We start from the raw sequence: 20,683 nt of genomic DNA, 5'->3' as shown, positions 1-20,683 counted from the left end.
GAACGGCATGACACCCTGGCTGACGGTAGTAGGCATCGGCGAAGACGGTTTCAAGGGCCTGGGCAAGAACGCCCGGCATGCGCTGTTGCGCGCCGCGAAAATCTTCGGCGGCCAGCGGCATCTGGATTTGCTCCCGCCGTGCATACGCGGCGAGCGCCAGCCGTGGCCGAGCCCCTTCTGCCTTGAGTCGCTGCTGTCGCACCGTGGCGAGCCCGTTTGTGTCCTGGCCAGTGGCGATCCGATGTTCTTCGGCGTCGGCGCCAGCCTGGCCCGGCAACTCCCCGCCGCCGAAATGCAGACACTTCCCGCGCCCTCCTCCTGCTCGCTCGCCGCAGCGCGAATGGGTTGGCCCTTGCAAGACGTGGTTACCCTTTCGGTGGTGGCCCGGCCGGTCGCCGCACTCAACGCCCAGCTGTCCAGCGGTGTGCGCTTGCTGGTATTGAGCAACGACGGCCGCAGCCCCGCCGCCATCGCTGCACTGTTGCGCGAACGAGGCTTTGGTCCCAGTCGACTCACCGTGCTGGAACACCTGGGCGGCGAAGCCGAGCGGCGTATCGACGGTATCGCCAGCGACTGGAACGATTCGCCGAGTGCCGACCTGAACCTGGTCGCCATCGAGTGCATCGCCGAGCCGAACACGTTGCGGCTGTCCCGACTGGCCGGGCTGCCGGACTCCGCCTTCAAGCACGACGGCCAACTGACCAAACGCGATGTGCGCGCCATCACCCTCGCACGTCTGGCCCCGATTCCCGGCGAACTGTTGTGGGATGTCGGTGCCGGCAGTGGCTCGATCGGCATCGAATGGATGCGCACCCACCCCGGTTGTCGCGCACTGGCCATCGAGGCGGATGACGGCCGCCAGGCGCTGATCGAGCACAACCGCGATGCCCTCGGCGTTCCCGGCCTGCAACTGGTTCGTGGCCGTGCGCCGCAGGCCTTGGCCGGCCTGGAGCGACCCGACGCGATTTTCATCGGCGGCGGTGTTACCCGTGAAGGCGTGCTGGATACCTGCTGGGCCGAACTCAAGCCCGGTGGCCGGCTGATTGCCAACGCGGTCACCCTGCAAAGTGAAATGACCCTGATGGCCTGGCGCGAGCAACACGGCGGAGAGTTGACGCGGATTCATATCGCGCAGGCTCAACCGCTGGGCGACTTCGACACCTGGCGCCAAGCCCTGCCGATTACCTTGCTGGACGTGACGAAGCCCTTCGATGCGTGACGAAACCGCCGAACAACCCGCACCGCTGCGCAGTGGCCTGACCACCGGCAGTTGCGCCACCGCTACCAGCCTCGCTGCCGCACGCTTGCTATTGGCCGGTGTAACGGCCGATGCGGTGGACATCGTGCTGCCCAAAGGCAAGCACGTGCAGATGCGCCTGGAGTTCTGCCGCCTCACCGAGGACGGCGCCGAAGCGGGAACCCTCAAGGACGCCGGAGACGATCCCGACGTGACCCATGGCGCCCTGCTCTACTCGCAGGTGCGCCTGAGCGCCGAGCCGGGGATTCGCTTCCATGCCGGTCGCGGCGTCGGCACCGTGACCCGGCCCGGGCTGGTGCTGGGTGTCGGCGAACCGGCGATCAACCCGGTGCCACGCAAAATGATCGGCGACCACCTGGCCGGGCTGGCCGACGAGCTCGGTTATACCGGCGGTTTCGACGTGACGGTCAATGTCGAGAATGGCGAGGCACTGGCACTGAAAACCATGAACCCGCGCCTGGGCATTCTTGGCGGACTGTCGATCCTCGGCACCAGCGGCATCGTCCGGCCGTTTTCATGCGCGGCCTACATTGCCTCGATCCACCAGGGCATCGACGTGGCGAAAACCAACGGTTACCTGCACATCGCCGCCTGTACCGGCAACGCCAGCGAAGACACCATGCGCCGGGTCTACAACTTGCCGGAAATTGCCCTGATCGAAATGGGCGACTTCGTCGGTGCCGTACTCAAACACCTGCGCAAAGTGCCCGTGGACAAGCTCAGCCTGTGCGGTGGATTCGGCAAGATCAGCAAACTGGCGGCCGGGCATATGGATTTGCACAGTCGTCATTCGAGCATCGACCTGCCGCAACTGGCGCAATGGGCCGCACAGGTCGGCGCCGATACGGCATTGCAGCAAAGCATCCACGAGGCCAACACCAGCCAGCAGGCACTGGCCATGGCCGCTGCAGCCGGAGTAGCCCTGGGCGATGCAGTCTGCCAGCACGCCCTGGACTTTGCCCGCAGCGTGGTGCCGGCGCAGGTTCAGGTGGAGGTCTTTGCCATCGATCGCCAGGGCGGGATTGTCGGCCATGCAGGCGCTTTCCAATGAAGCGCATCCTGTTGCTCGGCGGTGTGACCGAAGCCCTGGCCATTGCCCGCACGCTGGGGCCGCAGCACATTTACAGCCTGGCCGGTATCGGCCGGGTGCCGACGGACCTGCAATGTCAGATCCGCGTTGGCGGTTACGGCGGTGCCGAGGGTCTGGCGCAATTCATTCGCGATGAAGGTATCGGACTGCTGGTCGACGCCACTCACCCCTACGCCGCCCAAATCAGCCAGAACGCTGCGACCGCCGCGCGCTTGAGCGGTATTCCCTGCTGGGCGCTACGACGTCCGGCCTGGCAAGCCCGGGCGGGTGATGACTGGCGGGAAGTTGCCGATTGGGCCGAACTGATCGAAGCCCTGAAACCCTTCCGCCGACCGCTGTTCACCCTCGGTCGCGAGCCCCTGCAACACCTGGATGAAATTCCTGCGGAGCAATTCTGGACCCTGCGCGCGCTGGACGTCTATCCGGGCAACGCGCGCTGCGAAGTGATCGGCGCACGGGGGCCCTTCCTGATTGAGGATGAACGAGTATTGTTCGAACGTCGGCAGATCGACGTATTGATCAGCAAGAACAGCGGCAGCACGGCGACCGAGCCGAAGCTGGAAGTGGCGCGTGAGCGTGGGGTGCCGGTGATTGTTTTGCAGCGGCCGGTGTTGCCGGGGGTTGAGCGGGAGTTCCTGACGCTTGAGGAAATACTTGGCGCGTTGTCGGTCTTCGTCCGATAGGTCAGGATCATTGGCTTGCATGATAAGTAACCTATTTGTTACCTTCAGAGCCGCCTGTGATCACACTCGAAGAATACGTTCAGGACAACGAAAAAAGCCCCTTTGGCCGCTGGTTTTCCACCTTGGATGCACAGGCAGCGCTTAAGGTATCCAGTGCGTTGCTTCGCCTGGAACTGGGAAACACATCAAACATCAAGTGGTTCGATGGTCTCGGCGAGTACCGGATCAATTGGGGGCCTGGCTACAGAATCTATCTTGTCCAAGAGGGGAAACGCCTGATCATCCTTTTTGGTGGTGGTGACAAGTCCACACAAAAAACTGACATCAAGCAGGCGAAAACACTGATAGCCGAGTTTCGATCCCGAAAAAAGACTGAACGGCACCGGAGATAACGTCATGGCGCTCACCCGAAACTACAAACACACCATCGCCGAGCGTGCCCAACGTGATCCCGAGTTCGCCCAGGCATTGTTGGACGAGGCTGCTACTCTGTTTCTTAACGGCGAACCTGAAATGGCCCGTATCATCCTGCGCGACCTGATCAACGCCACCGTAGGTTTTGAAGAACTGGCAAAGGAAACGGCAAAGCCCAGCAAAAGCCTCCACCGCATGCTGTCTGCCAAAGGCAACCCGAGCATGGACAACCTGGCTGCAATATTCGCCGTAATTCGCGCTACGCTAGGAGTAGAAATACAAGTACATGCGGTACGTGCACACTGAGTCAGTGTCTTTTTACTGCGACACCAAACCGCACGCCGCGTTTTTACTTATCGGCCCTGATCAGGCTAAATAGCCCGCGCCTGATCGCCCACCCAAACGGATTTTGTCCCATGTCCCGACAACGGCTCGCAATTGCCTGGATAGCCTGCTTCGCAGTGCTGTTCAATTTGCTCGCCATGCCGATGTCCGGAGCGATGGCGCAAACATCGAAGTCACCTGCCGAACAGTTGTTGTGGGGCAGCTTCTGCAGCGCCAGCGGCACCAGGATGGTGGCGATCTCCATCGGCGACCTTGAACAGAAAGCTCCGCAAAACGACGATCATTCCAACATGCAGCATTGCTGGTGCTGCTCGGGTTCTGCGCCATTGGTGGCGTTGCCGGGGCATTCGCCACAGCTGTATTTCGCGCACTTCGAATCCAACCGAAGCCTGCCTGCCACTTCGCTCACCAGCCCGTCACCGCGCCAGCAATGGCCGAGTCTCAACCCCCGCGCGTCCCCTCTGGTGTGATTTTTTCTCGCAATTGACCTGCGTTTAAATCGTTCCGGAGAACTGCCATGTTGAACAAACTCATCGTTCTGGCTGCGTTGCTGCTGCCTGCCTGCTTTGCCAATGCCCACGAATACAAGGTCGGCCCGCTGGATATCGCCCATCCGTGGTCCCAGGAGTTGCCACCCAATGCGCCCACCGTTGCGGCGTATTTCGTGATCGACAATGAAGGCAAGACCGCCGACCGCCTGCTCAGCGTCGACACCCCCATTGCCGGCGAAGCGCAATTGCATGAGCACGTGATGCAAGGCGACATGATGAAAATGCAGCACGTACCGAGCGTGGAAGTGCCCGCCGGTGGCGAGGTCACTTTCGCACCGATGGCCTATCACGTGATGTTGCTGGGCCTCAAGGATCGCAGCCTGCTGGTTGACGGCAAGCGCTTTCCCATGACGCTGCACTTCGAGAAGGCCGGTGACGTGACGGTCGAAGTCGCGGTGCAGAAGCAGGCGCCGGACGGCATGCAGGCGCACGCGCACAATCCGTAATCGCCTGAGCTGAAAACGCCCATGCGCCCGCTTAGCGCCAGGTCATCCAGGCCACGCAGTCAGGTATTGAGCCTGACACGCGGCAGTTGGATCAGCCTGTTCGCCATGCTGATGATTTTTATCGGTCCGCTGATTTCCCAGTCGATGCCGATGGATTCGCGCGCCATGTCGATGAGCATGCCGGCGGGTATGAGCATGGACATGTCGATGGGCATGGACATGTCGGCAATGGAGCATGCCGACCACGGCAAGCAAACCTCCGCCGAGCATTGCCCGCCTGCCCCGGGGCACCATGTGCTGTGGGAAAAGTGCGGCTATTGCAGCCTGCTGTTCAATTGCCCGGCGCTGACCGGCGGCGTGTCCTTCGCCAACTTCGTCATTCCACCCGTCAACACCTTCACCACGCCTTCTCCGGGCCTGGGCCACGCCCGGCAAACCTTCTTCCCCGGCGCCCGCACCCGCGCCCCGCCTGCCGTCGCGTAAACACCCACCTCCGATCTCACACGGTCCGCAAGACAACCCAAGCAACCGGTGGGAGCGGGCTTGCTCGCGAAGAGAGAGTGTCAGTCAACGCAGATGTCGACTGGCACACCGCTTTCGCGAGCAAGCCCGCTCCCACAGGGACAGCTTCAGGCTGCCGGCCGTGTCGTTTACGACTGTTCGATGGAAATTTCATGTCCAGGTTTTCTGCTGACACAGGCTTGAGCCCAGCTCGAGTCTCCATGGCCCAAAACGAATCCGGCATTCGTTTCAGGCACGCCACTGCAATTTTGTGCAGTGCATTGCTGGCGCCTTCCGCGCTGGCCGATGAACACGCCGGTCACACTGAAGAACTGAGCCCGACGGTGATTACCGCCGTTGCCCCCAGCTCGCCATTGACCATCGTCACCAACCCCAAGGACCCGCGCCAACCGGTGCCGGCCAGCGACGGCTCGGATTATCTGAAAACCATTCCGGGCTTCGCCCAGGTGCGCAACGGCGGCACCAACGGCGACCCGGTGCTGCGCGGCATGTTCGGCTCGCGCCTGAACATCCTCACCAACGGCGGCATGATGCTTGGCGCCTGTCCTGGGCGGATGGACGCGCCGACCTCCTACATTTCGCCGGAAACCTACGACAAACTGACCGTGATCAAAGGCCCGCAAACCGTGCTCTGGGGACCGGGCGCGTCGGCCGGCACCATCCTGTTCGAGCGCGAGCCGGAACACTTCGGCGAGCTCGGCACACGGGTCAACGCCAGTGTGCTGGCCGGCTCCAACGGGCGCTTCGACAAACTGGTGGACGCCGCTGCCGGCGGGCCACTGGGCTACGTGCAGGTAATCGGCAACACCGCACATGCAGACGACTATCAGGATGGCAACAACGACACCGTCCCATCGCGCTACGACAAATGGAACGGCGACGTCGCACTCGGCTGGACCCCGGATGCCGATACCCTGCTGGAGCTGACCGCCGGCAAGGGTGACGGTGAGGCGCGCTACGCCGGGCGCAGCATGGACGGTACGCAGTTCCTGCGCGAAAGCCTCGGCCTGCGCTTCGAGAAATCCAACATCGGCGATGTGCTGGATACGGTCGAGGCGCAGGTCTACTACAACTACGCCGACCACGTGATGGACAACTATACCCTGCGCACGCCATCCGGTACCGGCATGATGGCCGGCCCCATGGCCTCCAACGTCGACCGCCGCACCCTCGGCGCACGGATCAAGGCCACCTGGCGCTGGGCTGATGTACAACTGATCAGCGGCATCGACGCACAGACCAACGAACATCGCCAGCGCAGCGCCATGGGCATCGACACCTACAAGGACCTGCCCTACACCAAGGATGCCGACTTCCATAACTACGGTGTGTTCGGCGAACTGACCTGGTACGCCGCCGACCGTGACCGCTTGATCAGTGGCGCACGCCTGGACCGCGCCTCGGCCAAGGATTTCCGGCAGACCATCGGCTCGGGAATGATGACCCGGCCGAATCCGACCGCCGACGACACCCGCGCCGACACCCTGCCAAGCGGCTTCATCCGCTACGAGCATGACCTGGCCGACAGCCCGACCACCTTGTACGCGGGCCTCGGTCACACCCAGCGGTTCCCGGACTACTGGGAGCTGTTTTCACCCAAGTCGGGCCCCGCCGGTTCGGTAAATGCCTTCGATTCGATCAAACCGGAAAAAACCACCCAGCTCGATTTCGGCCTGCAATACAAGACCGAAACACTCGAAGCCTGGGCCTCGGGTTACGTCGGGCAGGTGCGCGATTACATCCTGTTCAACTACACCCCGACGATGATGGGCACGACCTCGCAAGCCGAGAACATCGACGCACGAATCATGGGCGGCGAACTGGGCGCCGCGTACAGCCTCACTGAACACTGGAAAGCCGACGCGACCCTGGCCTACGCCTGGGGCAAGAACAGCAGCGATGGCACTGCATTGCCGCAGATGCCGCCGCTGGATACCCGTTTCGGCCTGACCTACAGCGAAGACAACTGGAGTGCCGGCGCACTGTGGAGAGTGGTCGCCGCACAAAATCGTATTGACCAGAACAAGGGCAACGTGGTCGGCAAGGACTTCGGCAAGACGCCGGGGTTCGGCGTGTTCTCCCTCAACGGTGCCTATCGGATCAACAGCCACTGGAAGGTCAGCAGCGGCGTCGACAACCTGTTCGGCAAGGCTTACGCCGAGCACTTGAACCTGGCTGGGAACGCCGGCTTCGGCTACCCGGCCAATGACCCGCAGGCCATCAAGGAGCCGGGGCGCACGCTCTGGACCAAGGTGGATATGAGCTTTTAAGAGCATCGCGGGCAAGCCCGCTCCCACATGGAAAATGTTGAACCTGTGGGAGCGGGCTTGCCCGCGATCGGTTGCGCAGCAACCGTAAAAAACAAACAACTAAAAGATCCAGCCAAGCGGAGCACACGTGATGAAACAGCCCAAAGTGAATTTCTACAACCTGGCCTGGCGCTGGCATTTCTATGCCGGATTGTTCGTTGCGCCATTCATGGTGATGCTGGCCCTGACCGGCACCCTTTACCTGTTCAAGCCACAACTCGATTCGCTGATGTACGGCAGCCTGCTCAACGTGCCGGCCGGTCATCACACCGTCCCGGCCGACGACCTGCTCAAGCGGGTGAAAGATGCGTATCCCCAGGCAACGATCAAACAGTACCTGCCACCCGTTAATGCCGAACGCAGCGCCCAGTTTGTCGTGCTCAACGGTGGCAACGAGCTGAACGTTTTTGTCGATCCGTACCACGGCGACATCCTCGGCGAGCAAGACGCCAAGAAGAACCTGCAAGCCATTGCGCGCGCGATTCACGGCGAGCTGATGATCGGCACCGTCGGCGATCGGCTGATCGAACTGGCCGCCGGCTGGGGTGTGGTGCTGGTGGTTTCCGGGGTATTCCTGTGGTGGCCGCGCGGTCAGGCCGCCGGCATTCTGTGGCCACGCCTGAGCAGTCGCGGGCGGGTGCTTTGGCGTGACTTGCATGCCGTCACCGGATTCTGGGGCGCCTCACTGCTGCTGGTGATGCTGCTCAGCGGCATGACCTGGACCGGCTTCTGGGGCCAGCAATACGCGGCCGTGTGGAACGTCTTTCCGGCGGCAATGTGGGACAACGTACCGAAGTCCGACGTCGAGGCGCGCAGCCTCAACAGCGCCACCCGCCAGACCGTGCCATGGGCCATGGAAAACACGCCGATGCCCATGTCCGGCGACCACGCCGAACACATGGCACACGATGGCGCGCAGGCTGGCCCGGCTGCACCGACCATCAGCCTGCAAGACGTGCAAAACATCGCCACCCAAAGCAAGGTCGAGCCTGGCTACAGCATCACCTTGCCAACGACGGCCACCGGTGTGTTCACCATCGCCGTGTTCGCCGATGACCCGCGCAATGACGCCACGTTGCACATCGACCAGTACACCGGCAAGGTCCTTGCCGATGTGCGTTACGAGCAATATGGCGCCGTCGCCCGCGCTACGGAAATCGGCGTGATGCTGCACGAAGGCAAGATGTTCGGCACGCTCAATCAGATCATCGTGTTGCTGATCTGCCTGATGATCCTGCTCAGTGCGGTCAGCGGCGTGGTGATCTGGTGGAAGCGTCGTCCGCAAGGAAAACTCGGCGTACCGCCGCTGCGCCACGACCTGCCGAAATGGAAAACCGCCATGGTGATCATGTTCGCCCTCGCGGTGGCCTTCCCGTTGGTGGGCGCTTCGCTGGTGGTGGTGTGGGTGCTGGATCGCGTGCTGCTGTCGCGTTTTACCCAGCAGACTGAGAACGCCTCATCTTCATCATGAAACAGCTGAGATGCGCGGGGCTCAAGGGGCTGTAAACTGCCCCGCGCGTCACCCTCTCGTATTCAGGGTGTCCTTTCGGGCCTCTTCGCGGGCAAGCCCGCTCCCACAGGATTTGCGCAATTGCTGTGGGAGCGGGCTTGCTCGCGAAGAGGCCATCAGCTTCACCTCAAGAGTAACGGCATGACCTCGCTGCACCTCACCAACCTCACCTGGTCCCCACTGGGCCACGGCCATTGCCACCATCAATTCCAGCTGCGTGATGCCTCCGTGCACGTCGCCTCGGGTGAGTTCGTCGGGTTGATCGGCCCCAACGGCAGTGGCAAGACCAGCCTGTTGCGTTGTGCCTGGCGCTTCAGTAAACCGGAGCACGGCGAGGTCAGGCTCGATCACCAGAATGTCTGGAAACAGTCTTCGCGCTGGTGTGCGCAACGCATCGCCGTGGTCTTGCAGGAGTTCCCCGATGCCTTCGGCCTGACCGTCGAGGAAGTGGTCGCCATGGGCCGCACGCCACACAAAGGTCTGTTCGATGGCGACACGCTCGAGGACTCGACACTCATTCATCAGGCACTGGAGTCCGTCGGCCTCAAGGGCTTCGACGACCATGAGTTCGCCACCCTCTCAGGCGGTGAAAAACAGCGGGTAATCCTCGCCCGCGCCCTGGCCCAGCAACCGCAACTACTGATCCTCGACGAGCCGACCAACCACCTCGACCCACGCTATCAGCTTGAGCTGTTGAGGTTGGTCAGGCACTTGAACATCGGCACCCTGGCGAGCATCCACGACCTCAACCTCGCGGCGGCTTTTTGTGATCGGCTGTACGTGATCAACCATGGCCGCATCGTCGCCAGCGGCACGCCGCAAGAGGTGCTCACCGCCGCCCTGCTGCGCAACGTGTTTGGCGTCGAAGCGCTTATCGATGACCATCCGCTGCACGGCTACCCACGAATCACCTGGATAACCCAACCATGAATCTGCGTTCCCTGCTGCGCTTCGGCCTCTGCCTCGTGATGCTGTCGGGCAGCGCCCAGGCCTTGGCCGAAGCCACCCAATACCCGCTGACAGTCAAAAGCTGCAACCGCGAAGTGACCTTCACGCAAGCACCGCAACACGCCCTCAGCCACGACATCAACATGACCCAGATGATGCTCGCCCTCGGCCTCAAGCCGCGGATGGCCGGCTACAGCGGCGTCAGTGGCTGGAAGGCCGTGACTCCCGACATGCAGTCGCTGCTCGACGGTCTGCCGGAGCTGGCGGCCAAGTACCCGTCGGTGGAAACCCTGCTCGATGCCAACGTCGATTTCCTCTTCGCCGGTTGGGACTACGGCATGCGCGTCGGCGGCGATCTCACTCCGCAGACCTTGCAACCGCTGGGCATCAATGTGTATGAGCTGAGCGAATCCTGCGCCTTCGTGATGAAGCGCCCACCGGCCAGCCTCGAAGACACCTACAACGACCTGCGCAACCTCGGCAGGATCTTCGACGTGCAGGACCGCGCCAACGCCCTGGTCGCCCACATGCAGGGGCAAGTGGCGGACATTCGCAAAACCCTGCCCGCGCAAAGACCGCGGGTCTTCCTGTACGACAGCGGCGAAGATCGGGCCATGACCTCAGGCCGACTGGGCATGCCGCAAGCACTGATCGACGCCGCTGGCGGGCGCAACATCCTCGAGGATGTCGAGGCAAGCTGGACCCGGGTCAATTGGGAAAGCGTGGTCGAACACAATCCGCAGGTGATCGTGATCGTCGACTACAGCGAAATCACCGCCGAACAGAAGATTCAGTTTCTGCTGGCCAACAAGGCCCTGCAATCGGTGGAAGCGATCAAGCAGCGGCGCTTCATCGTCATCCCGTACGTGCAGGCCACGCCGGGAATCGATAACGTGCTGGCGGTCGCTACCCTGGCCAAGGGTTTCCACGGCGAATGATCAACCGTCGCTACGCCTTGTTGCTCATCGTCCTCGGTGTCCTGTTGCTGATGTCGTGCGTGGTGTCCCTGGGTTTCGGCCCCGCGCGGGTACCGCTGGACGTGGTGTGGCGCATCCTGTTGCACAAGCTGTTCGGCTTCGGTGTACCGGACTGGAACCCCGGGCAGGAACATATCGTCTGGCTGATCCGCGTCCCGCGCATGCTGCTCGGCGCATTGGTCGGCGCCGGGCTGGCGCTGATCGGCGCAGTGCTGCAAGCGGTGACGCGCAACCCGCTGGCTGACCCGCATTTACTCGGCGTCACGTCCGGCGCGACGTTGGGCGCGGTGATCGTGGTGTTGCATGTCGGAGAAATCGTTGGCCTGCTGACCTTGCCGATCGCCGCCTTCATCGGTGCATTGCTGAGCATGCTGGTGGTACTGATGATCGCCAGCCGCCACGGGCGCCTCGACAGTGATCGTCTGTTGTTGTGCGGCGTGGCGGTGTCGTTCGTGATGATGGCGATCGCCAATTTGTTGCTGTTCCTGGGCGACCATCGAGCCAGTTCGGCGGTGATGTTCTGGATGCTTGGCGGACTCGGTCTGGCGCGCTGGGAATTGCTGGCGGTACCGACGGCCAGTGTGTTGTTCGGACTGGTTTTGCTGCTGGGCATGGCGCGACCGTTGAATGCGCTGATGGCCGGCGAGCAGACGGCAGTGACCCTGGGCCTGAATGCGCGCACCGTGCGCTTGCGGGTATTTCTGATTGCATCGCTGATGACCGGGGTGCTGGTGTCGATCAGCGGCTCGATCGGTTTTGTCGGGCTGATGGTGCCGCACATCGCGCGGCGACTGGTCGGGGCTGAACACCGAAGAGTGCTGCCAGTGTGCGTGTTACTCGGCAGCGTGTTTCTGGTCTGGGTCGACGTCGCTGCCCGGACGATGATCGCTCCCGAAGACTTGCCCATCGGGGTGGCCACGGCGGCGATTGGCGGGTTGTTCTTCATCGGCTTGATGCGACGTCGTTAACGCCATGTTTAATTAAAACAAGCTTTAAAACTGAATGTATGTCTGGAAAAACCTCGTATTGAGTTAGCACTTAACAAACCCATTACCACGCTCATACTCCGCTCCCGCGAGTTAAATAATAAAAATACTCGCGCACTTCAATGACGATTATTCCTACACCTTAATCGTCACAACTCTTACAAGAGCGGAAAGAGGTAAACATGTTCAAAAAACTCATCATATCCATCGCACTTGTCTCATCGCCTGCATGGGCAGCCAAGCCACCCTTTACTGGCGTTGACTACAGCGGCCGATATCAATGCACCGGAATGGATAGCCATATCGGTGCGTTTGAAGGTGTTGTCGAGATGAAACTCAATGCCGAACAAAGTACCGGCGAACATGGCGCCTACGGTTTTACCCTGACGTTGCCCGGCAACTCCCTGTATGACGGTTTTGCCGCCGCCAACTCGAGTTCCCTGGCGATTTACTTTGCCCATACGGACCCGTCGCTCAAGGACTACGGTGTCGGGATTGCCAACTTCGCTTCCACGCCGGACGGGAAAACTTCGTTCACCAAGTACTACTACGGCCCGGAGTACGAAGGTGGCGGGCATGGTTTTGAAACCTGCATCAAAAGCTGAGTTGATGCGCCGCTGACTTTGTGGGAGCGGGCTTGCTCGCGAAAAGGGTGTGTCAGACAACATAAATGGCAACTGAAACACCGCTTTCGCGAGCAAGCCCGCTCCCACAATTGATCGATGCTGCCCGCCCCAATCTGGCGCAACTCCTCGCACCAACACGCCTGCCGCGATCCTTCCTGGTGCGTCATCAATCCGCACAACCGCTCTAAAACGCCATTCCCGTACCTTTCCCCGACCGGGCACAGCCCTTGCTAAAGACCCTTCAGTAGTCCGCATCTGCCAACCAAGAAAATTCATAAGTTCATGGAGATCGCACAATGAAGCGTCGCAGTTTGATCAAGGCTTTCACTCTCTCGGCATCCATTGCCGCAATGGGCATGACCTGGACCGTCCAGGCCGCCGAGACCATCAAGGTCGGTATTCTGCATTCGTTGTCCGGGACCATGGCGATCTCCGAAACGTCGTTGAAAGACATGGCGCTGATGACCATCGACGAGATCAACGCCAAGGGCGGCGTGAACGGCAAGATGCTGGAACCGGTGGTGGTCGACCCAGCGTCGAACTGGCCGCTGTTCGCCGAAAAGGGTCGTCAGTTGCTGACCCAGGACAAGGTTGCCGTGGTGTTCGGTTGCTGGACTTCGGTGTCGCGCAAATCGGTACTGCCGGTGTTCGAAGAGCTCAATGGCCTGCTGTTCTACCCGGTGCAGTACGAAGGCGAAGAAATGTCGCCGAACGTGTTCTACACCGGCGCCGCGCCAAACCAGCAGGCGATCCCTGCCGTTGAATACCTGATGAGCGAAGAAGGCGGCAGCGCCAAGCGCTACTTCCTGCTCGGCACCGACTACGTCTATCCGCGCACTACCAACAAGATCCTGCGTTCGTTCCTGCACTCCAAAGGTGTGGCCGACAAGGACATCGAAGAGGTCTACACCCCCTTCGGTCACAGCGACTACCAGACCATCGTCGCCAACATCAAGAAGTTCTCGGCGGGCGGCAAGACCGCCGTCATCTCCACCGTCAACGGCGACTCCAACGTGCCGTTCTACAAAGAGCTGGCCAACCAGGGCCTGAAAGCCACCGACGTTCCGGTCGTGGCGTTCTCGGTCGGCGAAGAAGAATTGCGCGGCATCGACACCAAGCCACTGGTGGGCAACCTCGCCGCGTGGAACTACTTCGAATCGGTCGAGAACCCGGTGAACAAGAAGTTCGTCGATGACTGGAAAGCCTACGCCAAGAAACAAAACCTGCCGGGCGCCGACAAAGCGGTGACCAACGACCCGATGGAAGCCACCTATGTCGGCATTCACATGTGGGCGCAAGCCGCCGAAAAAGCCAAATCCACCGACGTCGACAAAGTCCGCGAAGCCCTGGCCGGCCAGACCTTTGCTGCGCCGTCCGGTTACACGCTGACCATGGACAAGACCAATCACCACCTGCACAAGCCGGTGATGATCGGTGAGATCCAGTCTGACGGTCAGTTCAACGTGGTGTGGCAGACCGAAGGACCGATCCGCGCCCAACCGTGGAGCCCGTTCATCCAGGGCAACGACAAGAAGCCGGAGTATGCGGTGAAGAGCAACTAAGCCACAGGATGTCGGCCCCGGGCACTTTGTCTCAGGCCGACACAAATCCCTGTGGGAGCTGGCTTGCCTGCGATGGCATCACTTCGGTGCAGCAGATACATCGAGTCGCCTGCATCGCTGGCAAGCCAGCTCCCACAATGTCCGCGTCAAGGCGACTAACTATGTCCACCGCCCTTTACCGAATTCTTCTGGCTATCGCACTGCTGTTGCCGATGGCCACCCACGCCGGCGACGCCGAAGACTTCGTCGCCGCCAATCCCGTGCAGCAAGCCAAACTTCTGGAAGCCTGGGCCGCGCAGCCCGATCCGGCCCGTATCGAGTTGATCAATGCCCTGCAGCAAGGCGAACTGACCATCGACGGCCAACCGAAAACCCTGCGCCTGAACAACCGCCTGCGGGGGCTGATCGACTCGGCCCTGGCCAGTCATCAGTTGCTCGCCGCCGACGCCAAAATCCGTCTCGCCGCCGCGCAGCAATTGCAGAAAAGCGCCAAACCGGCGCAGTTGAAATTCCTCGATCGGCAACTGGCGGGTGAAACGGATGAAGCTGTCCACGCAGCCCTCAGCCTGGCCCTGGCCAATCTGCAACTGGTCGACAGCGATCCGGCCGTGCGCCTCGCTGCCGTACGCCTTCTCGGTGAAACCGGCGATCCGCTGGCCCGCACCCGCCTCGAAAGCCTGCTGGAGCCGGGCGTTGAGACCGATGCGATGGTGCGCACCGCCGCTGAAACCAGCCTCGCCCAGGTCAAGCGCAAACTGCTGGTCGGCGAAATGCTGGGCCAGGCGTTCAGCGGCATGTCCCTCGGTTCGATCCTGCTGCTCGCGGCATTGGGCCTTGCGATCACCTTCGGCCTGCTCGGCGTGATCAACATGGCCCACGGCGAGATGCTGATGCTCGGCGCCTACTCGACCTATGTGGTGCAACTGATGTTCCAGCGCTTCGCCCCGCAGGCCATCGAGTTCTATCCGCTGATCGCGTTGCCCGTGGCATTTTTCGTCACCGCCGCCATCGGCATGGCGCTGGAGCGCACGGTGATTCGCCACCTCTATGGTCGCCCGCTGGAAACCCTGCTCGCCACCTGGGGCATCAGCCTGATGCTGATTCAGCTTGTTCGGTTGCTGTTCGGTGCGCAGAACGTCGAAGTGGCCAACCCGGCCTGGCTGTCGGGCGGAATCCAGGTGCTGCCCAATCTCGTACTGCCCTACAACCGCATCGTCATCATTGCCTTTGCACTGTTTGTGGTGGTGCTGACCTGGCTGCTGCTGAACAAGACGCGCCTGGGCCTGAACGTGCGAGCGGTCACCCAGAATCGCAACATGGCCGCCTGCTGCGGCGTGCCCACCGGGCGCGTGGACATGCTCGCCTTCGGTCTTGGCTCGGGCATCGCCGGCCTCGGTGGCGTGGCCCTGAGCCAGATCGGCAACGTCGGTCCGGACCTCGGCCAGAGCTACATCATCGACTCGTTCCTGGTGGTGGTGCTCGGTGGTGTCGGCCAGTTGGCCGGTAGCGTGCTGGCGGCTTTCGGCTTAGGGATAGCCAACAAGATTCTCGAACCGCAGATCGGTGCGGTGCTCGGCAAGATCCTCATCCTCGCGCTGATCATTCTGTTCATCCAGAAACGTCCGCAAGGCCTCTTCGCACTCAAAGGACGGGTGATCGACTGATGAACCAGCCCCTGCTCGTTACCGCGACCCAAAAAGCCGGCCCCAAAGTCTCGATTGCCATCGGCGCAATGATCCTCATTGTGCTGCTGGCGTTACCGCTGCTGTCGCTGTTGCCGGTGGACAGCACGCTGCATGTTTCAGCTTATACGCTGACGTTGGTGGGCAAGATTCTCTGCTACGCCATCGTCGCCCTGGCGCTCGATCTGGTCTGGGGCTACGCCGGTCTACTGTCCCTCGGTCACGGCCTGTTCTTCGCCCTCGGCGGCTATGCCATGGGCATGTACCTGATGCGCCAGGCCTCGGGTGATGGTTTGCCGGCGTTCATGACCTTCCTGTCATGGACTGAAATGCCCTGGTTCTGGACCGGCACCAGCAGCTTCCTCTGGACCCTGTGCCTGGTGGTATTGGCGCCGGGGTTGCTGGCGTTGGTGTTCGGTTTCTTCGCCTTCCGTTCGCGGATCAAGGGCGTGTACTTCTCGATCATGACCCAGGCCCTGACCTTCGCCGGCATGTTGCTGTTCTTCCGCAACGAAACCGGTTTTGGCGGCAACAACGGCTTCACCAACTTCCGCACCATTCTCGGCTTTGGCATCACCGAACCGGGCACCCGCGCGGTGCTGTTCTTCGCCACGGTGTTGTTGCTGGTAGCGAGCCTGTACATCGGCTGGCGCCTGGCACAGAGCAAGTTCGGTCGGGTGCTGACCGCACTGCGCGATGCGGAAAACCGCCTGATGTTCTGCGGCTACGATCCGCGCGGGTTCAAGTTGTTTGTCTGGGTGCTGAGCGCGGTGTTGTGTGGCCTGGCCGGTGCGCTGTACGTGCCGCAAGTCGGCATCATCAACCCGAGCGAGATGTCGCCGACCAACTCGATCGAAGCCGCCGTATGGGTCGCCCTCGGCGGGCGCGGCACGCTGATCGGTCCGTTGCTCGGCGCCGGGGTGGTCAACGGCATGAAGAGCTGGTTCACCGTGGCCTTCCCCGAGTACTGGCTGTTCTTCCTCGGCGCACTGTTCATCGTCGTGACCCTGTACCTGCCCAAAGGCGTGATCGGTCTGCTGAAGAAAAGAGGTGAATCATGAGAGTGACGGCAACCGCTGAATTCATGCTCGAGCCGGCGTTTTTCCCCGTAGAGCCCAACAAGGACGCTGGCAGCAGCCGTGACGCCATCGGTCTCGGCCAGCGCGCCGGCAAAGGCCTGAATACGCGCCACGGCACCATCCTGACCCTGGAAGACATCAGCGTCAGCTTCGACGGCTTCAAGGCGCTGAACGATTTGAACCTGTACATCGGCGTCGGTGAACTGCGCTGCATCATCGGCCCCAATGGCGCGGGCAAGACCACGCTGATGGACGTGATCACCGGCAAGACCCGTCCCAGCCACGGCAAGGCCTGGTTCGGCGAAACCCTGGACCTGACGCAGATGAGCGAAGTGCAGATCGCCCAGGCCGGCATCGGGCGCAAGTTCCAGAAGCCGACGGTGTTCGAAGCCTTGAGCGTGTTCGAGAACCTGGAACTGGCGCAGAAAACCGACAAGTCGGTGTGGGCCAGCCTGCGGGCGCGCTTGAATGGCGAGCAGAAAGACCGCATCGCCGAGGTGCTGGAGACCATTCGCTTGACCAGCTCGGTCAATCGCCCGGCCGGCCTGCTGTCCCACGGCCAGAAGCAGTTCCTCGAGATCGGCATGCTGCTGATGCAGGACCCGCAATTGCTGCTGCTCGATGAACCGGTGGCGGGCATGACCGACGCCGAAACCGAATTCACCGCCGAACTGTTCAAGCGCCTGGCCGGCAAGCACTCGCTGATGGTCGTGGAACACGACATGGGCTTCGTCGGCTCGATTGCCGACCACGTCACCGTGTTGCATCAGGGCAGCGTGCTGGCCGAGGGCTCGCTGGAGCAGGTGCAGGACAATGAGCGGGTGATCGAGGTGTATCTCGGTCGCTGAGGTTGCGAATACAAACCCTGTGGGAGCTGGCTTGCCAGCGATGGGGCCGGCACCAGCAACATCGATGTCGGCTGATCCACCGCTATCGCTGGCAAGCCAGCTCCCACAGGGTTCTGTGTGAAATACAAGGAATTTGAACATGCTGCAAGTCGAAAAACTGCACCAGTACTACGGCGGAAGCCACATCCTGCGCGGCCTGACGTTTGACGTGAAGGTCGGCGAAGTCACCTGTCTGCTCGGGCGCAACGGCGTGGGCAAGACCACCCTGCTCAAATGCCTGATGGGCCTGCTGCCGGCCAAAGAAGGCGCGGTCAATTGGGAAGGCAAGCCGATCACCACGTTCAAACCGCACCAGCGTGTGCATGCCGGCATTGCCTATGTCCCGCAGGGCCGGGAGATCTTCGGCCGCCTGACCGTCGAGGAAAACCTGCTGATGGGCCTGTCGCGTTTTCCCGGCAGCGAAGCGAAGGAGGTGCCAGCGTTTATCTACGAGCTATTCCCGGTGCTGCTGCAAATGAAACAACGCCGGGGGGGCGACCTGTCCGGCGGCCAGCAACAACAACTGGCCATCGGCCGCGCGCTGGCCAGCCGCCCTCGCCTGCTGATCCTCGACGAGCCCACCGAAGGCATCCAGCCGTCGGTGATCAAGGAGATCGGTGCCGTGATCAAAAAACTCGCGGCCCGGGGCGACATGGCCATTCTGCTGGTGGAGCAGTTCTACGATTTCGCCGCCGAACTGGCCGACCAATACCTGGTGATGTCCCGGGGCGAGATCGTGCAACACGGGCGCGGCGAAAATATGGAAGCCGAGGGCGTGCGTGGGCTCGTTACCATCTGAGGCGTCACGGTCCGCTTCTTTTGACACGGCACCAATTTGTCGCGCCGAACTTGCGACTGCGCACGCTATTGGTGCATCACAACGCTAAACAGCCACCTCCTGCCTGCAATGCCTTGCGGCACAGCCTTTGCAAACATCCTGACGACCTCTCGACAAGCATTGACTATGACTCTTCCGGCTTCAGGCGTTTTATTTACCCCCAGTTGGCACGCCGAACTGGAGCTGGGCTACGCCCGTTTCGACAACACCACGCGCCCGGTCCAGCGTCGGCACAAAGGCCCGCTGCGGGTACAAAAGCACCTGTATGCCGAAGGGCCGGAAGTCTGCCAGCACATCATCGTCCACCCACCCGGCGGAATTGCCGGAGGTGATCGACTGGACATTTCGGCCAGCGTCGAGGGCGATGCCTGGGCGCAAATCACCAGCCCCGGCGCGGCCAAATGGTATCGCGCTGCCGGCCCGGCCTTTCAGCAACTGAAGTTGAAGGTGGCGGCCGGTGCGACACTGGAATGGTTGCCCCAGGAGACGATCATTTTCAGTGCGGCCCAGGCTGAACTCAGCACTTCCATCGACCTTGAAGGCGATGCGCGCCTGTTCTACTGGGACGTCGTGGCCCTGGGCCGTCCGGCCAGTGGCGAGCGCTTCGACCTTGGGCATTTCCAGGCACGACTGGATGTGCGCCGCGACGACCAGTTGCTCTGGCATGAACGTCAGCGCATTGTCGGAGCGGACGGTTTACTTGATTCGCCCATCGGGCTCGACGGGCAACCGGTGTTTGCCACGTTATTGGTGACGGGTGAAATCGATAGCGAACTGCTGGAGCGCTGCCGCTCGCTGCCCAACGACGTGCGCGGGGATTTGACCCAGTTGCCGGGGTTGCTGGTTGCACGATGCCTGGCCACTGAAGCGTTGTTAGCACGGGGATGGTTGATTGAACTTTGGAAGTTGTTACGCCCCGCCCTTCTGGGTCGCGAGGCCGTATCACCCAGAATATGGAGCACCTGAAATGCGATCGAATGTGGGAGCGGGCTTGCTCGCGAATGCGGTGGGCCAGTCAGCATTGATGTTGAATGACACTCCGCATTCGCGAGCAAGCCCGCTCCCACAGGGTTTGTATTCACAGATCCGAACTTTTTAATCTGCCCAGATGGATGTCTACGATGGACCTGACCCCACGCGAAAAAGACAAGCTGCTGATATTCACCGCCGGCCTGGTGGCCGAGCGACGTTTGGCGCGCGGCGTGAAACTCAACTACCCGGAGGCCATGGCCTACATCTCCGCGGCCCTGCTCGAAGGCGCCCGTGACGGCCAGAGCGTGGCCGACCTGATGCACTTCGGCACCACCCTGCTGACTCGCGAACAAGTGATGGAAGGTATCCCGGAAATGATCCCGGAAATCCAGGTCGAGGCCACCTTCCCCGACGGCACCAAACTGGTCACCGTCCACCAACCCATCGCCTGAGGCCGCGCCATGACTTACCACATCCGCGATGCCGTGCCTGCCGATCTGCCGGCCATCCGCGACATCTACAACGACGCGGTACTCAACACCACGGCGATCTGGAATGAACAGGCGGTCGACCTCGGCAACCGCCAGGCCTGGTTCAGCGCCCGGCAATCCCAGGCTTACCCGATTCTGGTGATCGTCGATGGTGAAAATTCGGTACTGGGCTATGCCTCATTCGGCGACTGGCGCCCCTTCGACGGTTTCCGCCACACCGTCGAGCATTCGGTCTACGTGCGCAGCGACCAGCGCGGCAACGGCCTCGGCCCACAACTGATGGAAGCACTGGTCGAGCGCGCCAAAGACTGTGGCAAACACGTGATGGTCGCCGCCATCGAAAGCGGTAACGCCGCCTCCATTCGCTTGCATGAGCGCATCGGTTTCATCACCACCGGACAAATGCCTCAGGTCGGCACCAAATTCGGCCGCTGGCTGGACCTGACCTTCATGCAACTGACCCTCAACCCCGGCGCGCAACCGACGAGCGTCAACCAGGAGTAATGC

The 20,683-nt window shown here is 61.6% G+C and carries 21 protein-coding genes and 1 pseudogene; all 22 read left to right on the top strand.

The window, feature by feature from the left end; genetic code table 11:
- The first annotated feature begins 7 nt into the window (after positions 1-7).
- The 22 genes and pseudogenes from cbiE to KW841_RS11735 all read left to right on the top strand — a co-directional run bounded on the left by cbiE (position 8) and on the right by KW841_RS11735 (position 20,680).
- Positions 8-1,219 (top strand): precorrin-6y C5,15-methyltransferase (decarboxylating) subunit CbiE, encoded by a 1,212-nt coding sequence (cbiE, locus tag KW841_RS11840; protein WP_218476132.1) that lies wholly within the window; start codon positions 8-10, stop codon positions 1,217-1,219.
- Complete coding sequence (locus KW841_RS11835) at positions 1,212-2,309, top strand: cobalt-precorrin-5B (C(1))-methyltransferase (RefSeq protein WP_218476130.1); 1,098 nt, start codon at positions 1,212-1,214, stop codon at positions 2,307-2,309. The genes cbiE and KW841_RS11835 overlap by 8 nt, the downstream gene beginning before the upstream one ends.
- The gene (locus KW841_RS11830) at positions 2,306-3,031 is read left to right on the top strand and encodes a cobalt-precorrin-6A reductase (RefSeq protein ID WP_218476128.1); all 726 of its coding nucleotides are present in this window, start codon (positions 2,306-2,308) and stop codon (positions 3,029-3,031) included. The genes KW841_RS11835 and KW841_RS11830 overlap by 4 nt, the downstream gene beginning before the upstream one ends.
- Positions 3,032-3,087: 56 nt before the next feature.
- Complete coding sequence (locus KW841_RS11825; protein ID WP_116582455.1) at positions 3,088-3,423, top strand: type II toxin-antitoxin system RelE/ParE family toxin; 336 nt, start codon at positions 3,088-3,090, stop codon at positions 3,421-3,423.
- Between the two features lie 4 nt (positions 3,424-3,427).
- Positions 3,428-3,751, top strand: a complete 324-nt coding sequence (locus KW841_RS11820; RefSeq protein ID WP_007979614.1) for a DNA-binding protein — start codon at positions 3,428-3,430, stop codon at positions 3,749-3,751.
- Between the two features lie 110 nt (positions 3,752-3,861).
- Positions 3,862-4,260, top strand: coding sequence for a DUF2946 domain-containing protein (locus KW841_RS11815; protein WP_218476126.1), 399 nt, complete (start codon positions 3,862-3,864; stop codon positions 4,258-4,260).
- Between the two features lie 47 nt (positions 4,261-4,307).
- Entirely contained in the window at positions 4,308-4,787 is a 480-nt protein-coding gene (locus tag KW841_RS11810) for a copper chaperone PCu(A)C (protein WP_218476124.1), read from the top strand.
- Positions 4,788-4,808: 21 nt separating this feature from the next.
- Positions 4,809-5,270, top strand: a complete 462-nt coding sequence (locus KW841_RS11805) for a DUF2946 domain-containing protein (protein WP_218476122.1) — start codon at positions 4,809-4,811, stop codon at positions 5,268-5,270.
- A gap of 239 nt (positions 5,271-5,509) precedes the next feature.
- Positions 5,510-7,579, top strand: coding sequence for a TonB-dependent copper receptor (locus tag KW841_RS11800; RefSeq protein ID WP_371319506.1), 2,070 nt, complete (start codon positions 5,510-5,512; stop codon positions 7,577-7,579).
- Between the two features lie 130 nt (positions 7,580-7,709).
- The gene (locus KW841_RS11795; RefSeq protein WP_218476118.1) at positions 7,710-9,089 is read left to right on the top strand and encodes a PepSY domain-containing protein; all 1,380 of its coding nucleotides are present in this window, start codon (positions 7,710-7,712) and stop codon (positions 9,087-9,089) included.
- Positions 9,090-9,269: 180 nt separating this feature from the next.
- Positions 9,270-9,806: pseudogene (locus KW841_RS11790) on the top strand (ABC transporter ATP-binding protein); the annotation flags it as partial.
- Between the two features lie 248 nt (positions 9,807-10,054).
- On the top strand, positions 10,055-11,014 hold the full coding sequence (locus tag KW841_RS11785; RefSeq protein ID WP_218476114.1) for an ABC transporter substrate-binding protein: 960 nt from the start codon (positions 10,055-10,057) through the stop codon (positions 11,012-11,014).
- Positions 11,011-12,021: an iron ABC transporter permease gene (locus KW841_RS11780; protein WP_218476112.1), complete on the top strand. Its 1,011-nt coding sequence runs from the start codon at positions 11,011-11,013 to the stop codon at positions 12,019-12,021. The genes KW841_RS11785 and KW841_RS11780 overlap by 4 nt, the downstream gene beginning before the upstream one ends.
- A 308-nt stretch (positions 12,022-12,329) precedes the next feature.
- Entirely contained in the window at positions 12,330-12,644 is a 315-nt protein-coding gene (locus KW841_RS11775) for a hypothetical protein (protein WP_256357778.1), read from the top strand.
- 317 nt (positions 12,645-12,961) lie between these two features.
- The gene (gene urtA, locus KW841_RS11770; protein ID WP_218476108.1) at positions 12,962-14,227 is read left to right on the top strand and encodes an urea ABC transporter substrate-binding protein; all 1,266 of its coding nucleotides are present in this window, start codon (positions 12,962-12,964) and stop codon (positions 14,225-14,227) included.
- 161 nt (positions 14,228-14,388) lie between these two features.
- Positions 14,389-15,891, top strand: a complete 1,503-nt coding sequence (gene urtB / locus KW841_RS11765) for an urea ABC transporter permease subunit UrtB (protein WP_218476105.1) — start codon at positions 14,389-14,391, stop codon at positions 15,889-15,891.
- On the top strand, positions 15,891-16,970 hold the full coding sequence (gene urtC, locus KW841_RS11760) for an urea ABC transporter permease subunit UrtC (RefSeq protein ID WP_218476101.1): 1,080 nt from the start codon (positions 15,891-15,893) through the stop codon (positions 16,968-16,970). Before urtB ends, urtC begins: the two co-directional genes overlap by 1 nt.
- Entirely contained in the window at positions 16,967-17,836 is an 870-nt protein-coding gene (gene urtD, locus KW841_RS11755) for an urea ABC transporter ATP-binding protein UrtD (RefSeq protein ID WP_116582464.1), read from the top strand. Before urtC ends, urtD begins: the two co-directional genes overlap by 4 nt.
- A gap of 139 nt (positions 17,837-17,975) precedes the next feature.
- Entirely contained in the window at positions 17,976-18,674 is a 699-nt protein-coding gene (gene urtE / locus KW841_RS11750; protein WP_218476099.1) for an urea ABC transporter ATP-binding subunit UrtE, read from the top strand.
- 165 nt (positions 18,675-18,839) lie between these two features.
- Complete coding sequence (locus tag KW841_RS11745; RefSeq protein WP_007979646.1) at positions 18,840-19,679, top strand: urease accessory protein UreD; 840 nt, start codon at positions 18,840-18,842, stop codon at positions 19,677-19,679.
- A gap of 155 nt (positions 19,680-19,834) precedes the next feature.
- Positions 19,835-20,137 carry an urease subunit gamma gene (locus KW841_RS11740; protein ID WP_007979647.1) on the top strand — a complete coding sequence of 101 codons (303 nt, stop codon included), beginning with the start codon at positions 19,835-19,837 and terminating at the stop codon, positions 20,135-20,137.
- Between the two features lie 9 nt (positions 20,138-20,146).
- Positions 20,147-20,680 (top strand): GNAT family N-acetyltransferase, encoded by a 534-nt coding sequence (locus KW841_RS11735; RefSeq protein WP_218476096.1) that lies wholly within the window; start codon positions 20,147-20,149, stop codon positions 20,678-20,680.
- The last annotated feature ends 3 nt before the right edge of the window (positions 20,681-20,683 follow it).

It is taken from the genome of Pseudomonas sp. PDM28 (assembly GCF_019219115.1).
GTDB classification, from domain to species: domain Bacteria; phylum Pseudomonadota; class Gammaproteobacteria; order Pseudomonadales; family Pseudomonadaceae; genus Aquipseudomonas; species Aquipseudomonas laurylsulfatiphila.
This window is presented reverse-complemented; position numbering and strand designations above follow the sequence as displayed.

Bases quoted from the DNA above. Each gene is read 5' to 3' on its own strand.
- cbiE (WP_218476132.1), top strand. From the start codon at position 8: ATGACACCCTGGCTGACGGTAGTAGGCATCGGCGAAGACGGTTTCAAG.
- KW841_RS11835 (WP_218476130.1), top strand. From the start codon at position 1,212: ATGCGTGACGAAACCGCCGAACAACCCGCACCGCTGCGCAGTGGCCTG.
- KW841_RS11830 (WP_218476128.1), top strand. From the start codon at position 2,306: ATGAAGCGCATCCTGTTGCTCGGCGGTGTGACCGAAGCCCTGGCCATT.
- KW841_RS11820 (WP_007979614.1), top strand. From the start codon at position 3,428: ATGGCGCTCACCCGAAACTACAAACACACCATCGCCGAGCGTGCCCAA.
- KW841_RS11815 (WP_218476126.1), top strand. From the start codon at position 3,862: ATGTCCCGACAACGGCTCGCAATTGCCTGGATAGCCTGCTTCGCAGTG.
- KW841_RS11810 (WP_218476124.1), top strand. From the start codon at position 4,308: ATGTTGAACAAACTCATCGTTCTGGCTGCGTTGCTGCTGCCTGCCTGC.
- KW841_RS11805 (WP_218476122.1), top strand. From the start codon at position 4,809: ATGCGCCCGCTTAGCGCCAGGTCATCCAGGCCACGCAGTCAGGTATTG.
- KW841_RS11800 (WP_371319506.1), top strand. From the start codon at position 5,510: ATGGCCCAAAACGAATCCGGCATTCGTTTCAGGCACGCCACTGCAATT.
- KW841_RS11795 (WP_218476118.1), top strand. From the start codon at position 7,710: ATGAAACAGCCCAAAGTGAATTTCTACAACCTGGCCTGGCGCTGGCAT.
- KW841_RS11785 (WP_218476114.1), top strand. From the start codon at position 10,055: ATGAATCTGCGTTCCCTGCTGCGCTTCGGCCTCTGCCTCGTGATGCTG.
- KW841_RS11780 (WP_218476112.1), top strand. From the start codon at position 11,011: ATGATCAACCGTCGCTACGCCTTGTTGCTCATCGTCCTCGGTGTCCTG.
- KW841_RS11775 (WP_256357778.1), top strand. From the start codon at position 12,330: ATGGATAGCCATATCGGTGCGTTTGAAGGTGTTGTCGAGATGAAACTC.
- urtA (WP_218476108.1), top strand. From the start codon at position 12,962: ATGAAGCGTCGCAGTTTGATCAAGGCTTTCACTCTCTCGGCATCCATT.
- urtB (WP_218476105.1), top strand. From the start codon at position 14,389: ATGTCCACCGCCCTTTACCGAATTCTTCTGGCTATCGCACTGCTGTTG.
- urtC (WP_218476101.1), top strand. From the start codon at position 15,891: ATGAACCAGCCCCTGCTCGTTACCGCGACCCAAAAAGCCGGCCCCAAA.
- urtD (WP_116582464.1), top strand. From the start codon at position 16,967: ATGAGAGTGACGGCAACCGCTGAATTCATGCTCGAGCCGGCGTTTTTC.
- urtE (WP_218476099.1), top strand. From the start codon at position 17,976: ATGCTGCAAGTCGAAAAACTGCACCAGTACTACGGCGGAAGCCACATC.
- KW841_RS11745 (WP_007979646.1), top strand. From the start codon at position 18,840: ATGACTCTTCCGGCTTCAGGCGTTTTATTTACCCCCAGTTGGCACGCC.
- KW841_RS11740 (WP_007979647.1), top strand. From the start codon at position 19,835: ATGGACCTGACCCCACGCGAAAAAGACAAGCTGCTGATATTCACCGCC.
- KW841_RS11735 (WP_218476096.1), top strand. From the start codon at position 20,147: ATGACTTACCACATCCGCGATGCCGTGCCTGCCGATCTGCCGGCCATC.